A 17,533-nucleotide genomic window follows, 5' to 3' on the forward strand; every position below is an offset into this window, starting at 1 on the left:
CCCAACTCTGGAGTTGGGCTTTTTCTTTTCGGTGGTATTGTTTTAACACGATGTTCAAAAAGGCTTGAATAAGCGCGTTTCGACCCCACTGTATGGGGCATGCATTCAATAGGTGATCAACATGTCAGCAACCAACGTGCTTCCTGAACAACCGATTGAACTCTCGCTGCTGCCGCTGCGAGATGTGGTTGTCTTTCCCCACATGGTCATTCCCCTGTTTGTTGGACGTCCAAAGTCCATCAAGGCGCTGGAAATTGCCATGGAAACAGGCAAGAGCATCCTGCTGGTGGCCCAGAAGTCGGCCACCAAAGATGAACCCAGCGAGAAAGACATGTACAACATTGGCTGCGTGGCCAATGTATTGCAAATGCTGAAGCTGCCCGACGGCACAGTCAAAGTGCTGGTCGAGGGCGTTCAGCGTGCCCGTTTGCTGAAAGTCAGCGACGAAGGCAGCCATTTTTCAGCAGAGGCGATGCCCCTACTGCCCGATCCGTCACAGAGCCCGGAAACCGAAGCCATGAAGCGGGCGGTGATGGCGCAGTTTGACTCCTACGTCAAACTGAACAAAAAAATTCCACCGGAAATTCTGACTTCGCTGGCCAGCATTGATGATGTGGGTCGCTTGGCCGACACCATCGTCAGCCACTTGCCCCTGAAGCTGGAGCAAAAGCAAACCATTCTGGAAACCTTCAGCGTGGCCCAAAGGCTGGAAGCCCTGTTGTCGCAACTGGAAACCGAGATCGACATTCTTCAGGTTGAAAAGCGTATTCGTGGGCGTGTGAAACGCCAGATGGAAAAAAGCCAGCGCGAGTACTACCTGAACGAGCAGGTCAAAGCCATCCAGAAAGAGCTGGGCGAGGGCGAAGACGGCGCTGACATGGAAGAACTTGAGAAGCGCATCAAGCAAGCCAAGATGCCCAAGGAGGCCTTGAAGAAGGCTGAGGCTGAATTGAAAAAGCTGAAACTGATGTCGCCCATGTCGGCTGAAGCCACAGTAATTCGCAATTACATCGACACCTTGGTCAACTTGCCTTGGAAGAAGAAGACCAAGATCAACAACGACCTGGGCAATGCCGAACGCGTGCTGGATGAAGACCACTATGGTCTTGAGAAAGTGAAAGAGCGCATTGTGGAATACCTCGCCGTGCAGCAGCGTGTGGACAAGTTGAAGGCGCCCATTTTGTGTTTGGTGGGCCCTCCCGGTGTGGGTAAAACATCGCTGGGTCAGTCGGTGGCCAAAGCAACCAACCGCAAGTTTGTGCGCATGGCCTTGGGTGGCGTGCGTGATGAAGCAGAAATTCGCGGTCACCGCAAAACCTACATTGGCTCCATGCCGGGCAAAGTGCTGAGCAGCATCACCAAGGTTGGTGTGCGCAACCCGCTATTCCTGCTCGACGAAATCGACAAGATGGGCATGGACTTCCGGGGTGACCCCGCATCGGCCCTGTTGGAGGTGTTGGACCCCGAGCAGAACAGCACATTTGTAGACCACTATGTGGAAGTGGAATACGACTTGTCGGATGTGATGTTTGTCGCAACCGCCAACTCGCTGAACATTCCGCACGCCTTGCTGGACCGCATGGAAGTGATTCGCCTTTCGGGCTACACCGAGGATGAAAAAGTCAGCATCACGCAGAAATATTTGCTGCCCAAACAGATGAAGAACAACGGCGTGAAATCCGAAGAATTGAGCCTGTCGGAAGCCGCGATTCGCGACATGATCCGCTACTACACACGCGAGGCGGGTGTGCGTGGATTGGAGCGTGAAGTGTCCAAGATTTGTCGCAAAGTGGTGCGTCAAATGGTGTTGGGCAAGAACGAGAAAAAAGTTCAGGTCACACCCAAAAACCTGGACAAGTTCTTGGGTGTGCGCCGCTTCAGTTATGGCATGGCCGAAAAGGAAAACCAGGTGGGTCAGGTGACTGGCTTGGCCTGGACCGAAGTGGGTGGCGATTTGCTGACCATTGAAACGGTGGCCATGCCGGGCAAAGGCAACATCATCCGCACAGGTTCTTTGGGCGACGTGATGAAGGAATCCGTTGAAGCAGCCCGCTCTGTGGTGCGCGCGCGCGCCAAGCGCTTGGGCATCAAGGACGATGCATTTGAGAAGCAGGACATTCACGTGCACGTTCCAGAGGGTGCAACGCCCAAGGATGGTCCATCAGCCGGTATTGCGATGACCACTGCGCTGGTGTCGACACTCACCAGCATTCCAGTGAAGTCGACCGTGGCCATGACCGGAGAAATCACTTTGCGCGGTGAGGTGTTGGCCATCGGTGGATTGAAAGAGAAGCTGCTTGCTGCGCACCGGGGTGGAATTAAAACGGTGCTGATTCCAGAAGAAAACGTGAAGGATTTGGCAGAGATTCCAGACAATGTGAAGAACAGTCTGGAAATTATTCCGGTGAAATGGATAGACCAAGTGTTGCAAAATGCCTTGGAAGCCCTGCCAGAGCCGCTTCCGGACACGCCTGAGGTGATCGCAGCAAAATCTGAAGACCCTGCTGTGAAAACCAGCCTAAAGCACTGATTCGACAACGCTTCTTGTCCAACGCCTCTGCAACAAAATTGCAGGGGCGTTTTTCTTGTCGCCTTGAAAGCCTTGCCAGGCCTTGATAAAAGACGACAAACACCCCGCAAAACCTGTTGACACAAGGCTTTCAGCCGTGTCTAAATAAAGCGCTAGAAGCAAATCGTGGTGCCAAGTTTTTTGGCACCGTTTTTTTGTCACCATGAGGGGGCTTTTTAATATGAACAAAACTGAACTGATCGACCAAATCGCTGAATCTGCAGAAATCTCCAAAGCTGCTGCCGGCCGCGCTCTGGATGCCATGATTGCTGCAGTGAAAACCACCTTGAAAAAGGGCGGTTCAGTGACATTGGTTGGTTTCGGTACCTTCGCAGTTGGCAAGCGCGCCGCTCGCAGTGGTCGCAACCCACGCACCGGCGCAACCATCAAGATCAAGGCCGCCAAAGTGCCCAAGTTCCGTCCTGGTAAAGCACTGAAAGACGCAGTGAATTAATTTAGAAGTTTTTGTGCAGCAGGTATTGCAAGACGAATTATGTTCTGTATATAATTGCGGTCTTGGCTGATTCGCAAAACGACAGCGACAAAAACAAAAAGTGATTTGAGTTTTTGTATCGAGTCGGGTGCTTAGCTCAGTTGGTAGAGCGGAACCCTTACAAGGTTTAGGTCGGGAGTTCGAGCCTCTCAGCACCCACCAAATTGCAGTCAGCGTCGCGAAAGCGGCAACCAACTCTGGAGTGGTAGTTCAGTTGGTCAGAATACCGGCCTGTCACGCCGGGGGTCGCGGGTTCGAGCCCCGTCCACTCCGCCAGCAGTAAGAGAAACCCCAGAACGCGAAAGCGTCTGGGGTTTTTTGTTTTCTCATCCGGCCTTTGCCAATTTGCTGCGCGCATTCGCAACACCTTCGCAGCCTCTCGAATGCTTTCCACGCTTGTGTTCGGTTATGATGTGGCGTCCTGTTGTTCAAACCCACTGTGCCTCTCCACCATGTTTGATTTCATTCGCAATCATCAAAAACTCATGCAATTCATTCTGCTGCTGTTCATCACGCCAGCATTTGTCTTGTTTGGTCTGGAGGGCTATCGCTCCGTGAGCGGTGACGCCAACGCCTATGCAAAGGTGGGCGACCATGCGATCTCTCCTGAAGAGTTTGACGCTGTGAAGCGTCAGCGCATCGAAGAAGCGCGCGCCCAATCAGGCCCCAATTTCGATCCCAAGGTTTTTGATTCTCCCGACATCAATCGGCAGTTGTTGGATGCATTGGTGATGCAGTACATGCTCGAACAGTCGGTGAACAAGCAATACCTGACGGCCAGCGATGCAGCATTGCAAACCGAAATCAAGAACACGCCCTTGTTTCAAAAAGACGGCAAGTTTGATTTGGAGCTGTACAAAGCCCAACTCGCGGCTCGTGGCTTGAGCCCGGTGCAGCACGAGGCCAATGTGCGTTTTAACCTGGCCCGCAACCAGGTGCTCGACCCTGTGTTGCGCTCGGTGTTCTTCCCGAAGGCAATTGCTGCGCAATTGGATGACGTCCAGTTGGCCGGTCGCGTCATTCGCTTGAAGAACATCGACTTGGGTCCTTATCTGGACAAAGTGAAACTGACGGAAGACCAGATCACCGCCTTCTACGAAGCCAACAAAGCACAATTCACCGTACCGCAAAAAGCCGATGTGGCCTACATTGTTTTGTCACCCGAAAACATCAAGTCCAAGATTCAAGTGAGTGATGCGGATGTGGCGCAATACTACGAGCAAAACAAGGCGCGTTTTTCAACACCAGAAGAGCGCAAGGTTCGCCATATTTTGTTGCCCGCCAAAAAAGAGGGCAGCAGCGAGGCCGATTTGAAAACCCAGGCTGAGAAAGTGCTGGCAGAAGTGAAGGCCAACCCAGCCCAGTTTGGCGAATTGGCCAAAAAGTATTCAACCGACCCGGGCTCTGCAGCGCAGGGTGGTGATCTCGGTTTCTTCGGCAAGGGCGCCATGGTGCCCGCCTTTGAAGCCGCTGCCTTTGCCCAGAAAAAAGGTGAGATCAGTGGGCTGGTGAAATCCGAATTCGGTTATCACATCATTGAGGTGACCGACATTCGGGGTGGTCAGGTGAAAACACTGGATGAGGTGAAAGCGACGATTACCGATGAAATTAAAAACCAAAAGGCCACAGCACAGATTGCAGACGCGCAAGGTCGTTTTTCTGAGTTGGTGTATGAAGGCGGCCAGTCTTTCGACAATGTGGAAAAGGCCTTGGGCTTGAAGACGCAAACCTTCGCACGCCTGGGGCAGCCTGCGCCGGCTGATGCGCCTGCTGTGCTGAAAGACCCCAAAGTGTTGGCCGAAATTTTCTCGGACGATTCCATCAAGAACAAAAACAACACCAAGGCCATTCAGGTGGGTGATTTGCTGGTGTCTGCTCACATTACGCAATACACCCCGGCAACGCCCAAACCACTGGCTGAGGTGAAAACACAAATCGAAGGCCAGTTGAAAATTGAGGAAGCCAAGAAGCTGGGCTTGACCGATGCAGACGCGTTGGCGGCCAAATTGAATGCTGCCAAGCCGGCTGATGGTGCGGCAGAGCTTACCGGCTTCAGCGATAAAAAGACTGTGTCTGCCTTGGGTGCGCAGGGTGTGCCTTCGGGTGTGATGCAATCCGTGTTGAACACACCCTTGGCAGGCTTGCCTATGGCCAAGGTGGTTGGTCTTGGTCCCAATGGTTTTGCAGTGGCTTGGGTCGAGTCTGTGGCACCATCGGCTGAGGTGAAGGCCAAGGCTGACCCGCAAATTGTGGCTTACTACGACAACCTCACCAACCAGTCCTACCAGGAAGCCTTGGTGTTGGCTTCACGGGATGCGATCAAGAAGCGCATCCATGTGGACATCAAAAAGACCTTCTAACGCGTTTTGATTGTTCCTTCCAGCGCTGCCCACACGTTGTCCAGCATGCGGGGCTGTTGCGCAGCGTTGGGGTGAATGCCATCGGCTTGGAAGGCGTCCGGGTTTTGCGCAAAGCCGTTCAGCAGAAATGGCACCAGTGGAACCCTGTGCTGCTTGGCCAATTCTGTGAATGCCTCTCCAAAACGGCGGCTGTATGCTGGTCCGTAGTTGGGCGGTATTTGCATGCCCACCAACACGGTTTTGGCTTGTGCATTCCGAGCCATGTCGATCATGCTGGACAAATTGTTTTTCATCGTCTCGATGGGCAAGCCGCGCAGACCGTCATTGGCACCCAACTCCAAAACCACCTGCGTTGGCTTGTGTTGCTTGAGCAATGCCGGCAACCGGGTTTTTCCGCCTGCAGTGGTTTCGCCCGAAATGGACGCATTGGTCAATGTGCACCGAGGGAACTTTTCTTTTAAGCGCCGCTCCATCAAAGCGACCCAGCCTTGTTCAACCGGCAAGCCATACGCAGCGCTGAGGCTGTCGCCCACCACCAGAATGTGGCAAGCTTGACCGCCGGCCTGATTGTTTCCGTTGGCCGCATAGGCCTTCGCGGCTGGCCAGCCACCCAGGGACAGGGTGAACAGTGAAACCCACAACACCTGTTTTGTGGACACAAACTTTTGCAGCAAAACCATGACAACAGCAATCCTTGAAGTGAACAATTTGGCGCAATGCGTGCAGGATGGCGATGACGAACTTCGCATACTCGACGCCATCAGCTTCACTGTACAGCAAGGTGAAGCGCTCGCCATCACCGGTGCCTCCGGTTCTGGAAAGTCAACCCTGCTGGGCATGCTTGCCGGGTTGGACACGCCATCGTCCGGCTCGGTTCACTTGATGGGACAGGATTTGACCCAGTTGTCCGAAGAAAAGCGCGCTGTGCTGCGCGCCCGGCATGTGGGTTTTGTGTTTCAGTCGTTTCAGTTGCTTGACCATTTGAGTGCACTGGAAAACGTCATGCTGTCCACGCAATTGGTGCGCATGCCCAACCCCGAAGAGGCTGCCGTGGCCATGCTGCAGCGGGTGGGCTTGGGCAACCGGCTAAAACACACCCCCAAAACCTTGTCGGGAGGTGAGCAACAGCGGGTCGCTCTGGCCCGCGCCTTTGTGCGCAAACCGTCCATTGTGTTTGCAGATGAACCCACGGGCAGCCTGGATTTTGCCACCGGTCAGCGGGTGATCGACTTGATGTTTGAATTGCGCAAAGAGCAGGGCACCACCCTGGTTTTGGTGACGCACGATGAAAAGCTGGCCGCCCATTGTGACCGGCAATTGGTGTTGTCAGCGGGCGCTTTGTTGCAATAGGTGGTTGTAGTGACGGGCCATGCGCTGGGCAATGGCGCTGGCGTGGCTCACGACGTGAGCCTCACTTTCGCCGGGTAATGGGCTGACTGACAAGCCATGCAACCACACTGCGCAGGCAGCCGCATCCATCGCTGACAAACCTTGACCCAACAAAGCGGCCACTGCACCGGTGAGAACATCACCACTGCCGGCGGTGCCCAGTGCGGGTCCACCCGTGCCATTGATTTCAACCGATGTGGTCGCTGAAGTCGTGTAGGCCACCACCGTGCCAGCACCTTTCAATACCACCACGCAGTCATACTGTTGCGCCAACTGGCAAGCGGCATCTATCCGGTTGCTTTGGACCGCCTCCACGGTGCTGTTGAGTAGCCTGGCCGCTTCCAGCGGGTGTGGGGTCATCACAGCTCGGCAGTCCGGCTGCGCTTTACGCAATGCCAGCCATTGTGTTTTCAGGTGGGCATGTTCGGCCAGCAGGTTCAAGGCGTCTGCATCCAGCACCCAGTCGTGCGCATGGTGCTGACCCGATTCAAACAACGTATCCATCCACGCTTGAGCCTCTGGACTGGTCCCCAAGCCCGGCCCGACTGCCAGCACTTGGGCAAAGCCCAAGTTGGTGTCCAGGGGTTTGTTCATCAGTTCCGGAAAGTGTGGGTCCAGAAAGGGCGCGTGGCCTGGCAACTGAACATCGGGTGAACAATGCCCATGCTCAGCCAACAAGCTGATCGCCACGCGGCCAGCCCCCATCAAGAGCGCGCTGCGGGCTGTCAACACAGCAGCACCCACCATGCCGTGCTGTCCGCCCAACACCCCCACGCTGCCAAAACTGCCTTTGTGGTGGGCATGCTTGCGTTGAGGCAAACGCTGCAATTGACTGTTGCGGCCCAACAGGCGTGCGGTGGGGTTCCGTGTGGGCTTTTCGACCAGCGCTTGAACCAGAGCATCGCAGTGCAGCGTGTCCAGCCAGATGTCACCGCACACGTCCTTGCCATCGCTCATGAACAGGCCGGTTTTGGCGGCAATGTAGGTGAGGGTCAAATCAGCCTGTAACACGCGCCCGGTTGCCTGGCCCGAGTCGCAGTCCAAGCCGCTGGGGCAGTCCAGTGCGACCACATGAATGCGGCCTGTCGATCCCAGCGCTGCCCGCTGTGCGTTGATGGATGCAACCACCTCGGCGATATGGCCTTTGGGCGCTCCTTGACCTGCGATGCCCAACAAACCATCCACCACCAGTGCGCCGGGCTTTAAGCACAGTTCAGCCTTGCCCCAGTGAGCATGGCGCACATGTGGATGTGCACAGGCAGCTTCGGCTTGCTGACGGTCTGTAGAGCGCTGGTTGTTGCCTTTGAATTGCCACAATTCGACCGTCAAGCCTTGTTCTGCCAAGGTGCTGGCCACCACGCAGGCATCCCCACCATTGTTGCCCGGCCCGGCCAACACCACGATTTGAGGGCACGGGTGGTCGAGGTGGCGAATCAGGTCCAGAATTTTGAGTGCAGATCGTTGCCCGGCCGCTTGCATCAGGGTGTAGGAGGGCACAGCTTGGAAAGCGGCTTGCTCCACCTCTCGAACTTGCTGAACCGACAAGGTTGGCCAGTCCTGCAAGTGGGCAGCCTGCCAGGCGGCTTGGGTCAGGTTTTCCGCCAAATTGCTCAGGCTTCGGTGCTGGGGTGGCTGCATGGTTTGAGTTGCGCTCTAATCGTGGGCTTTGGGGCTTTGCTGCACCCCATGCGAGGGCCGATGCCTCATCGGTGCGGGGTGCTTCCGGTATAATTCAAGATTACCTCAACCTAGCCCTCCGCTGTCATGTCTCTCGCCCTGTCTTCGGCTGATCAATTCGCTGTTTCTGTGTTTCATGGTGCCTCCGCACTGTCCGCGTTTCGCGCCGAGGGCTTGCTGAAACGTCTGCAGTCTGTCGATGCCAATGTGGCGGCTGTGTCTGCTCATTTTGTGCACTTTGTGGCCTCCAAAGCCGCCTTGGAAGGGCAGACGCTTGCGGTGATGGAAGGCCTGCTGGACTATGGTCACCCGGCACCCGCCTTGGAGCGTGTGGATGTGCATTGTGTGGTGGTGCCCCGCTTGGGAACGGTCAGCCCTTGGGCTTCCAAAGCCACGGACATCGCCCACAATGCCGGGTTGTCCAGCGTGGTGCGCATGGAGCGGGGTGTCGAGTTCCAACTCCAGTTCAAAAAAGGCCTGTTGGGCGGTGCCAAGCTGCCAGAAGCCGAGGCGTTGGCCCAGTTGAAAGCGGTTTTGTACGACCGCATGACGGAGACAGTTCTCCCCGATGGCTTTGATGTCAAAAGCCTGTTTTTGCCATTGCAGGGCAAGTCGCTGCAAATTGTTGAGCTGACCGAGGGGCGCAACAGCCTGGTGAAGGCCAACAGCGAGTTGGGTTTGGCTTTGAGCGACGATGAAATTGATTACCTGCTGGACGCCTACACCAGCATGGGCCGGTCGCCCACCGATGTTGAACTCATGATGTTTGCGCAGGCCAACAGTGAGCACTGCCGCCACAAAATTTTTAATGCCACCTGGACGATTGACGGACAGCCACACAGCGAAACCCTGTTTGGCATGATTCGCAACACCCACAAGACCACGCCACAGGGCACCGTGGTGGCGTATTCGGACAATGCTGCCGTGATCGCGGGCCACACCGTTCAACGCTTTTTTGCCGATGCAGATGGTGTGTACCGTCCGCACGAGGAGTTGACGCATTTTGTGGCCAAGGTGGAAACCCACAATCACCCCACCGCCATATCGCCCTACGCAGGTGCCGCCACAGGCTCGGGTGGAGAAATTCGCGACGAGGGAGCCACTGGGCGTGGTGCAAAGCCCAAGGCTGGTTTGTGTGGCTTCACCACCTCGCACTTGCGGTTTGACGATGCACCCCAATCATGGGAAAACGGTCAGGACGCATTGCAGCCCCTGGAGCAGCGCAGCGAAGCCAAGCCCGTGGGCATTCCCACCCGCATTGCCACGCCGCAGCAAATCATGATCGATGGCCCCATTGGTGCGGCCGCCTTCAACAACGAATTTGGTCGACCCAACCTGGGCGGTTATTTCCGCACTTTCGAGCAGCGCGTGGGCGAGCGGGTGTACGGATACCACAAGCCCATCATGATTGCCGGTGGCATCGGCAACATTCGAGACGGCCACACCCACAAGCTGGACCTGCCCGAAGGCACTTTGCTGATTCAACTGGGTGGCCCTGGCATGCGCATTGGCATGGGCGGCGGTGCTGCATCGTCCATGAATGCCGGCACCAACACCGAAGCGCTGGACTTTGATTCCGTACAGCGCAGCAACCCTGAAATGGAGCGCCGCGCCCAGGAAGTGCTGGACCGCTGCTGGACCTTGGGTGAGAAAAACCCGATTTTGAGTATCCATGACGTGGGGGCAGGGGGCATTTCCAATGCGTTTCCTGAATTGGCCGATGCGTCCAACCGTGGTGCCACATTCGACCTGCGCAAAGTCAACCTCGATGAAAGTGGGCTGAGCCCTGCCGAAATTTGGTGCAACGAGTCGCAAGAACGCTATGTGATGGGCATTGCGCCCGAGTCGTTGGCTTTGTTCACCGAGCTGTGTGAACGCGAACGTTGCCCCTTCTGCGTGGTGGGTGTGGTGACGGAAGAGCGCCAGTTGAAGGTGCTGGATGCTGAAAGTGCCAGCAGCCCGGTTGACATGCCCATGGAAGTGCTGTTGGGCAAACCCCCCCGCATGGAACGCAAAGACCAACATGTGGAGCCTGCCAAAGCGCCGGTGGACCTCACCCAAAGCGAACTGGGCGAGGTGATTTCTCAGGTGTTGAAATTCCCCGCGGTGGCCAGCAAGCGGTTTTTGATCACCATTGGTGACCGCACGGTGGGCGGTTTTACGGCGCGCGACCAAATGGTGGGCCCTTACCAGGTGCCCGTGGCCGATGTGGCCGTCACCACCAACGACTACACCGGTTACACCGGCCAAGCCATGGCCATGGGTGAACGCACGCCGCTGGCCGTGTTGAACGCACCGGCATCGGGCCGCATGGCGATTGCCGAGGCGCTCACCAACCTGTTGGCTGCGCCCGTGGCGCAACTGGAAGATGTGAAGCTGAGTGCCAACTGGATGGCCGCCTGCGGAACACCAGGGCAAGATGCGGCGTTGTTTGACACCGTCAAAGCGGTGGGCATGGACTTGTGCCCGCAACTTGGCTTGGGCATACCGGTGGGTAAAGATTCACTCTCCATGCGCACCCGTTGGAACGAGGGCACTGAGCAGAAGGAAGTATTGTCGCCGGTGAGCCTCATCGTGTCCGCTTTTGCCAAGGTAGACGATGTGCGCGGCACACTGACACCGGCGCTGGATTTGTCCGAGGACAGTGTGCTGGTGTTGGTGGATTTGGCCCGCGGCAAAATGCGCATGGGTGCCAGTGTGCTGGCCCAGGTCACCAACCAGTTGGGCGACGACACGCCCGATGTGGAAAGCGCCGACGACATCAAGGCTTTTGCAAAAGCCATGACCGAGCTTCGCGCCAAAGGGCTGGTGAAGGCCTACCACGACCGCTCTGATGGTGGTTTGATGGCGGCGCTGGCCGAGATGAGTTTTGCAAGCCGCACCGGTTTGTCGATCAACCTCGACATCATCACCATCGACCCCTATGCAGCCGATTGGGGCGATTTCAAAATTCGCCCCGAGCAAGTGGCCGTTCAGCGCAACGAACTCACACTGAAAGCGCTGTTCAATGAAGAGTTGGGCGTGGTGTTGCAAGTGCCCGCAGCCCGCAAAAGTGAAGCCATGGACGTGTTGCGTTCAGTGGGCCTGAGCAAGCACAGCAACATCATCGGCAAACCCAACGACCGCGATGTGATTGAGCTGTATCGCGACGCCAAGTGTGTGTATTCAGAAACCCGCGCCGTGCTGCAAGGCCAGTGGGACGAGGTGAGTTTCCACATTGCCAAGCGCCGCGATAACCCCGCCTGCGCCCACAGCGAACATGCAGTACAAGCCGAGTTGCCCAATGCATTGGTGTGGCAGCCCGCGTTTGACACGCAAGACAATGTGGCTGCGCCCTTTATTTCCGCCGGTAAAAAGCCCCGCGTGGCTGTGCTGCGTGAGCAGGGCGTGAACGGCCAACTGGAAATGGCTGCTGCATTTACACAGGCGGGTTTTGATGCAGTGGACGTGCACATGAGCGACCTGCTCACCGGCAAACGCACGCTGAGCGAATTCCAGGGCTTGGCGGCCTGTGGTGGCTTTAGCTATGGCGACGTGCTGGGTGCCGGTGAAGGTTGGGCCAAGACCATTCGCTACAATAGCGTGCTGGCTGACCAGTTTGCGGCTTTCTTTGAACGCACGGATGTGTTTGGCTTGGGCGTGTGCAATGGTTGCCAAATGATGGCCACCTTGAGCGACCTCATTCCTGGTGCGCAACACTGGCCCAAGTTGATGCGCAATGAGAGTGAGCAGTATGAAGCCCGCTTGGTGAATGTGCGCGTGAACAAAACACCGTCCATTCTGCTTCAAGGCATGGAAGGCTCAGTGGTGCCGGTGGTGGTGGCGCATGGTGAAGGCCGCGCTGATTTTTCACGGCAGGGCAACCATGCCCAACTGACTGCGAACGGTTTGGTGGCTGTTCAATATGTGGGCTCAAACGGTGAGCCTACGCAACAGTACCCATTCAACCCCAATGGCAGCCCCGAAGCGCTGGCTGGTTTTACAACACCCGATGGCCGATTCACCATCATGATGCCGCACCCGGAGCGTGTGTTCCGCACAGTACAAATGAGCTGGGCTCCGAAAGGCGAGGGTGAGTTCTCGCCGTGGATGCGTTTGTTCTGGAATGCCCGCAAGGCATTGGGCTGATATGCGCAAAACCCAGAGCGAACTGCCGCTTCAGCAGACCAGAAAACCATGGGCACCATTGCCCATGGACCAGCAGTGGCCGGCTGAGGTGTTTGATGTGCATTGCTCGGCTTGCCCGCGTTTGCATGGTTTTCATGAGCAGAATCGCGCTAAGTTTCCAGACCATTTCAATGGCCCAGTCCCGCCGTTTGGTCCGACATCAGCGCAGTTGTTGATTGTGGGCCTGGCCCCCGGCTTGCACGGTGCCAACCGCAGTGGGCGGCCATTCACAGGCGATTTTTGCGGTGAACTGTTGTACAGCAGCCTGAACAAGTTTGGCTTTGCCAGCAAGGCACAATCCGTGGCGGTGGGCGATGGCCTGCAACTGCGCAATGCGCGGGTGAGCAATGCGGTGAAGTGTGTACCCCCGGAAAACAAACCCACGCCTGCGGAAATCAAAACCTGCAACAGCTTCATTGCCCGTGAACTGGAAGTGCATCCACCCAAGGCCATTTTGGCACTGGGTTTGGTGGCCCACCAGGCTGTGTTGAAAGCCACCGGCCACAAACAAAGCGCATTCAAGTTTGGCCATGCTGCGCAACACGACTTGGGTGCAGTCCGCTTGTTCGACAGTTACCATGTGAGCCGTTACAACACGCAAACAGGCCGCTTGACTGCCCCCATGTTCGAAGCGGTGCTGCAGGCGATTGTGGATTATCTGCCTGACCCATTGCCTCAATAGAGCAACATCGTTCAACCCAGCACCATGGACGATAACCAACACGCCGCCACACCACCGGAAGAGCCCTTCGACATTGCCACGTTTTTGCGGGAACTCACCACACGCCCTGGTGTGTATCGCATGATTGATGCCAACGGCGTGGTGATGTATGTGGGCAAGGCCAAGAACCTGAAAAAACGGGTGTCGTCGTATTTCCAGAAAACCCACGCCAGCCCGCGCACTGCCCACATGGTGGAGCGCATTGTGCGGGTGGACGTAACACCCACGCGGACTGAAGCAGAGGCACTGCTGCTGGAAAACAACCTCATCAAAAGCCTGAACCCGCGTTACAACATTTTGTTTCGCGACGACAAAAGCTACCCCTACCTGCGTATCACCAACCACACCTATCCCCGTGTGGCGTATTACCGGGGTGCTGTGGACAAACGGTCCCAGTTCTTTGGCCCCTTTCCCAACGCGTGGGCGGTGAAGGAAAGCATTCAGGTGTTGCAGCGGGTGTTTTTGTTGCGCACCTGTGAAGACACGGTGTTTGCCCACCGGTCACGCCCCTGTTTGCAAGCACAGATTCAACGCTGCAGCGCACCCTGTGTGGGGCGCATTACACCGGAAGATTACGCACTGGACGTTGCGGCGGCCTCCCGTTTTTTGCGGGGCGACCACAAGTCGGTGCTGGCCGAGCTGGAGGACAAAATGCTGGAAGCCAGCAGCCTCTTGGAGTTTGAAAAAGCTGCGGTGTTTCGCAACCAGTTGTCCGCGTTGGGGCGTGTGCTGCAAAAGCAAAGTGTAGACACCACGGGTGGTGAGGACGATGCCGACATCATTGCCGTGGTGATTCAGGGCGGTGCTGTGTGCGTCAACCTGGCCATGGTGCGCGGCGGTCGTCATTTGGGCGACAAGCCTTTGTTCCCGTCTGTGAACCAGGTGTCGGAAGATTTGGGCCCTGAGGTGTTGGAAGCCTTCTTGAGCCAAGCGTATGTGGACCGGCCCATACCGCCTTTGCTGATTGTGAACCAGGATTTGGATGCGCCGGAATTGATCATGGCTTTGTCGGAACAGGCTGGGCGCAAAATCAATTTGATTCGCCAACCGCAAAGTGAACGCCGCAAGTGGCTCGACATGGCGGTGGACAATGCGCGGATTGCGATTGAACGGCGCATTGCTGAACAAGGCTCGGCGCAATTCCGAACCCGTGCCCTGGTCGAAACATTGGGCCTGGAGGCTCGGCTGGAAGAAGCCTTGCAAGAGCAGGGCGGTACTCGGGAAATGGAGGCCAAGCCACTGCCCAGTGCAGCCGCAGAGGACACAGCCGCCGAACTGGAGCCCGTGGACTTGCTGGCCACCCTGCGGGTGGAATGTTTTGATATTTCACACACCGCTGGTGAGGCCACCCAAGCCTCGTGCGTGGTGTTTCACAACCACGACATGCAAAGCCGTGAGTACCGCCGCTACAACATTGAGGGCATAACGCCCGGTGACGACTACGCTGCCATGCGGCAGGCTGTAACACGCCGTTATCAACGCGAGGGCAAAGAGCCCATGGCCATGCCCCATGTGGTGCTGATTGATGGCGGCAAGGGCCAAATTGAGGTGGTGCGGCAGGTGTTCACCGAACTGGGCTTGGACATTGGCCTCATTGTGGGCGTGAAGAAAGGTGAAAACCGCAAGGTGGGCCTGGAAACCTTGGTATTTCCCGATGGCCGCCCCAGCCTGGAGTTGGGGCCCGGGCACCCGGCGCTCATGTTGATTGCCCAAATTCGCGACGAAGCCCACCGGTTTGCCATCACCGGCATGCGGGCCAAGCGGGCCAAGGCGCGCCAGGCATCCGCTCTGGACGACATCGAGGGCATTGGGGCCAAACGCAAACAAAAACTGCTGACCCGCTTTGGCGGTTTGCGGGGTGTCAAGGCAGCCAGTGTGGAGGATTTGATGACGGTTGAAGGCATTTCGTCCACCCTGGCCGAGGAAATTTATCGGCGTCTGCACTAGGCGCAGGCTGCGCAAGCGGTGGGCACGCTGATATATTCACGGTTGAAGACCGAGATTTCAAACAAACCACCACAACAATTAGAACACCATGCCCTTAAATCTGCCCATGATCCTCACCTGGATACGAATCGTCCTGATTCCACTCGTGGTGGGCGTGTATTTCTTGCCGGACACGGTGCTGTCGGTCCATCTTCAAAACTGGGTGGGTGCATGCATATTCATTGTCGCTGCAATCACCGACGCATTTGACGGTTACCTGGCCCGCCGCTGGAACCAGACATCGGCTTTTGGTGCTTTTCTCGACCCTGTGGCCGACAAGCTGATGGTGGGTGCGGCGCTCATTATTTTGGTGGACTTGGGCCGGATTGGGCCTTTCATTGCGCTCATCATCATTGGTCGCGAAATCACCATTTCCGCTTTGCGGGAGTGGATGGCCAGCATTGGTGCACGCAACAGCGTGGCGGTGAACTGGCTGGGTAAACTGAAGACGATTGCGCAAATGGTGGCCATCCCCATGTTGCTGGTCAACGAGCCAGTACTGGGCATCGACATGCGAATGCTGGGTATGCTGCTGATTTATGTGGCGGCTGTGCTCACCGTGTGGTCCATGTGCTACTACCTGATGAAGGCCTGGCCTGAAATTCAGGCTCGAAGCTGATCGGCAGGTCACCATGTCCAAAAACAAGAGCAATGTACTGCCGCAGGCACATCCCCTCCGGCAGGTTCTGAATGATGAGGTGCATTCACGCCCCACAGAGGCTTTGTGGCCGCAGGAGCGGGTGTTTCACATCGCCATGCTGGTGCAGGGCAATGTCAACGCTGCTTTGGTGAGAGCCCTGCAGGAGTTGATTGAATACTGTGGTTGCCCGGCCATGAGTGAAGCCGAATTGTCGGCGCCCCAGGTCAGCATCAATCTGTGTCTGGGCGAGTCTGCCTTGCGCCTGCGCCTGGAGAAGCACAACGAGTTTATTACCCTGACATTTTTTGAAAGGGCAGACCACGCCATTGTGTTTGATCGCCCGGTGACCCGCCGCTTGCCCGCCAGCTGGATGGCAAGCCTACCTGGCACCATGCTGGTGGCGCTAGAACTGTTTGTTCAAAAAACCGAGAAGCCCCGCGAACCCAAAAGTGTGGCGGGCTATTTCGATGGCAACACGCTGATTGGTGGCATGATCGCCAATGGGGCAGGGCAGGTGTTCTCAGACCTTCGCATTGCAGACCGAGGGGCGACCCGCATCCTGATTTGCAATTTGAGCATGGGCTCGCGCCAGTTGGGCCGCGTGGTGCAGCGAACCATCGAGATGGAAACCTATCGAATGATGGCCCTCTTGAGCTTCCCGGTGGCCCGGGCCACCCTGCCCAAGTTGAGTGGTTACGAGGACCAGTTGGTGGAATTGGCCAGTGAAATGGCTGCCACCAGCAAGTCGGAACATCTTCAGGCTGTGACCGCCGAAGACCTGGAAATGGACAGACGCCTGCTCAGTCAACTGACTGACTTGGCCGCCAAGGTGGAGAAGCTGAGTGCCGAGAACCGCGTGCGCTTTACTGCGGCCGAGGCTTACACCGATTTGGTGAAAAAGCGCATCACGGAGTTAAAAGAAATTCCGATGGTGGGCATGCAAACCTTTGGTGAATTCATGGACCGTCGCTTGGGCCCTGCCATGAAAACCTGCACCTGGACAGCCCGTCGTCAGGATGAACTGGCCGCCCGTATTTCCCGGGTTACCCAGTTGTTGCGCACCCGGGTGGAAATTGAACGCGAAAGCCAGAACCAGCGACTGCTGACTTCCATGGATGGCCGTGCCAAAACCCAGCTTCGACTGCAGGAAACAGTGGAAGGCCTGTCGATTGTGGCCATTTCCTACTACGGCGCCAGCCTGGCGGGGTACATCGCCAAAGGCTTGAAGGTGCTGGACCTGGTGCATGTGGCCCCCGAGCTTGTAACGGCCATTGCCATCCCTACCATTGCGGTGTTTTCTTATCTGTCCATGCGGGCCATGAAGAGGCGGCTCGGGCTGGAAGAACACTGAGGTGCATTAAAGGCGCATTTGGCAGGACAAGTCGTCACCGCCCTGTAAAGTGGGTATAATGGCGCCCATTGGAAGCTTGGCAGAGCGGTTGAATGCACCGGTCTTGAAAACCGGCGAGGGTGCGAGCCCTCCGTGAGTTCGAATCTCACAGCTTCCGCCACATTAAAAACCCGCCGTAAG

11 protein-coding genes and 3 tRNA genes are annotated in these 17,533 nt (G+C 56.7%); 12 read left to right on the forward strand and 2 right to left on the reverse strand.

Features of this window, described 5'->3' with window-relative positions; genetic code table 11:
- Window positions 1-121: 121 nt before the first annotated feature.
- The 5 genes from lon to VGE55_RS07155 all read left to right on the forward strand — a co-directional run bounded on the left by lon (window position 122) and on the right by VGE55_RS07155 (window position 5,422).
- On the forward strand, window positions 122-2,530 hold the full coding sequence (gene lon / locus VGE55_RS07135) for an endopeptidase La (protein ID WP_414674976.1): 2,409 nt from the start codon (window positions 122-124) through the stop codon (window positions 2,528-2,530).
- Between the two features lie 220 nt (window positions 2,531-2,750).
- Window positions 2,751-3,023, forward strand: a complete 273-nt coding sequence (locus VGE55_RS07140) for an HU family DNA-binding protein (RefSeq protein WP_105029303.1) — start codon at window positions 2,751-2,753, stop codon at window positions 3,021-3,023.
- Between the two features lie 125 nt (window positions 3,024-3,148).
- Window positions 3,149-3,224 (forward strand) — tRNA-Val (locus tag VGE55_RS07145).
- Window positions 3,225-3,261: 37 nt separating this feature from the next.
- A tRNA-Asp gene (locus tag VGE55_RS07150) sits at window positions 3,262-3,338 on the forward strand.
- Window positions 3,339-3,514: 176 nt separating this feature from the next.
- A complete protein-coding gene (locus VGE55_RS07155; RefSeq protein ID WP_331131636.1) occupies window positions 3,515-5,422 on the forward strand; it encodes a SurA N-terminal domain-containing protein in 1,908 nt (635 codons plus the stop codon).
- Here VGE55_RS07155 and VGE55_RS07160 read toward each other — a convergent pair.
- Window positions 5,419-6,102, reverse strand: a complete 684-nt coding sequence (locus VGE55_RS07160) for an arylesterase (RefSeq protein WP_331131023.1) — start codon at window positions 6,100-6,102, stop codon at window positions 5,419-5,421. The genes VGE55_RS07155 and VGE55_RS07160 overlap by 4 nt on opposite strands.
- Here VGE55_RS07160 and VGE55_RS07165 point away from each other — a divergent pair.
- Window positions 6,101-6,772 carry an ABC transporter ATP-binding protein gene (locus tag VGE55_RS07165; protein ID WP_331131024.1) on the forward strand — a complete coding sequence of 224 codons (672 nt, stop codon included), beginning with the start codon at window positions 6,101-6,103 and terminating at the stop codon, window positions 6,770-6,772. The two genes, VGE55_RS07160 and VGE55_RS07165, sit on opposite strands and share 2 nt — an antisense overlap.
- Here the strand turns inward: VGE55_RS07165 and VGE55_RS07170 are convergent.
- On the reverse strand, window positions 6,749-8,449 hold the full coding sequence (locus tag VGE55_RS07170) for an NAD(P)H-hydrate dehydratase (RefSeq protein WP_331131025.1): 1,701 nt from the start codon (window positions 8,447-8,449) through the stop codon (window positions 6,749-6,751). The genes VGE55_RS07165 and VGE55_RS07170 overlap by 24 nt on opposite strands.
- 126 nt (window positions 8,450-8,575) lie before the next feature.
- On the opposite strand from VGE55_RS07170, the gene purL reads away from it, so the two are divergent.
- From purL to VGE55_RS07200, 6 genes are all read left to right on the forward strand, one after another.
- Complete coding sequence (gene purL, locus VGE55_RS07175) at window positions 8,576-12,616, forward strand: phosphoribosylformylglycinamidine synthase (RefSeq protein ID WP_331131026.1); 4,041 nt, start codon at window positions 8,576-8,578, stop codon at window positions 12,614-12,616.
- A gap of 1 nt (window position 12,617) precedes the next feature.
- Window positions 12,618-13,337, forward strand: a complete 720-nt coding sequence (locus tag VGE55_RS07180; RefSeq protein ID WP_331131027.1) for a uracil-DNA glycosylase — start codon at window positions 12,618-12,620, stop codon at window positions 13,335-13,337.
- Between the two features lie 120 nt (window positions 13,338-13,457).
- On the forward strand, window positions 13,458-15,323 hold the full coding sequence (gene uvrC / locus VGE55_RS07185; RefSeq protein ID WP_414674999.1) for an excinuclease ABC subunit UvrC: 1,866 nt from the start codon (window positions 13,458-13,460) through the stop codon (window positions 15,321-15,323).
- A gap of 88 nt (window positions 15,324-15,411) precedes the next feature.
- The gene (gene pgsA / locus VGE55_RS07190; protein WP_331131028.1) at window positions 15,412-15,981 is read left to right on the forward strand and encodes a CDP-diacylglycerol--glycerol-3-phosphate 3-phosphatidyltransferase; all 570 of its coding nucleotides are present in this window, start codon (window positions 15,412-15,414) and stop codon (window positions 15,979-15,981) included.
- 13 nt (window positions 15,982-15,994) lie between these two features.
- A complete protein-coding gene (locus VGE55_RS07195) occupies window positions 15,995-17,353 on the forward strand; it encodes a DUF3422 domain-containing protein (RefSeq protein ID WP_331131029.1) in 1,359 nt (452 codons plus the stop codon).
- A 70-nt stretch (window positions 17,354-17,423) separates the two neighbouring features.
- Window positions 17,424-17,513 (forward strand) — tRNA-Ser (locus VGE55_RS07200).
- Window positions 17,514-17,533 lie beyond the last annotated feature (20 nt).

It is taken from the genome of Limnobacter sp. (assembly GCF_036405155.1).
Taxonomy (GTDB): Bacteria; Pseudomonadota; Gammaproteobacteria; order Burkholderiales; family Burkholderiaceae_B; genus Limnobacter.

Coding starts and splice junctions, on each gene's coding strand:
- lon (WP_414674976.1), top strand. CDS start 122: ATGTCAGCAACCAACGTGCTTCCTGAACAACCGATTGAACTCTCGCTG.
- VGE55_RS07170 (WP_331131025.1), bottom strand. CDS start 8,449: ATGCAGCCACCCCAGCACCGAAGCCTGAGCAATTTGGCGGAAAACCTG.
- VGE55_RS07165 (WP_331131024.1), top strand. CDS start 6,101: ATGACAACAGCAATCCTTGAAGTGAACAATTTGGCGCAATGCGTGCAG.
- VGE55_RS07195 (WP_331131029.1), top strand. CDS start 15,995: ATGTCCAAAAACAAGAGCAATGTACTGCCGCAGGCACATCCCCTCCGG.
- uvrC (WP_414674999.1), top strand. CDS start 13,458: ATGATTGATGCCAACGGCGTGGTGATGTATGTGGGCAAGGCCAAGAAC.
- VGE55_RS07180 (WP_331131027.1), top strand. CDS start 12,618: ATGCGCAAAACCCAGAGCGAACTGCCGCTTCAGCAGACCAGAAAACCA.
- VGE55_RS07160 (WP_331131023.1), bottom strand. CDS start 6,102: ATGGTTTTGCTGCAAAAGTTTGTGTCCACAAAACAGGTGTTGTGGGTT.
- VGE55_RS07155 (WP_331131636.1), top strand. CDS start 3,515: ATGTTTGATTTCATTCGCAATCATCAAAAACTCATGCAATTCATTCTG.
- VGE55_RS07140 (WP_105029303.1), top strand. CDS start 2,751: ATGAACAAAACTGAACTGATCGACCAAATCGCTGAATCTGCAGAAATC.
- pgsA (WP_331131028.1), top strand. CDS start 15,412: ATGCCCTTAAATCTGCCCATGATCCTCACCTGGATACGAATCGTCCTG.
- purL (WP_331131026.1), top strand. CDS start 8,576: ATGTCTCTCGCCCTGTCTTCGGCTGATCAATTCGCTGTTTCTGTGTTT.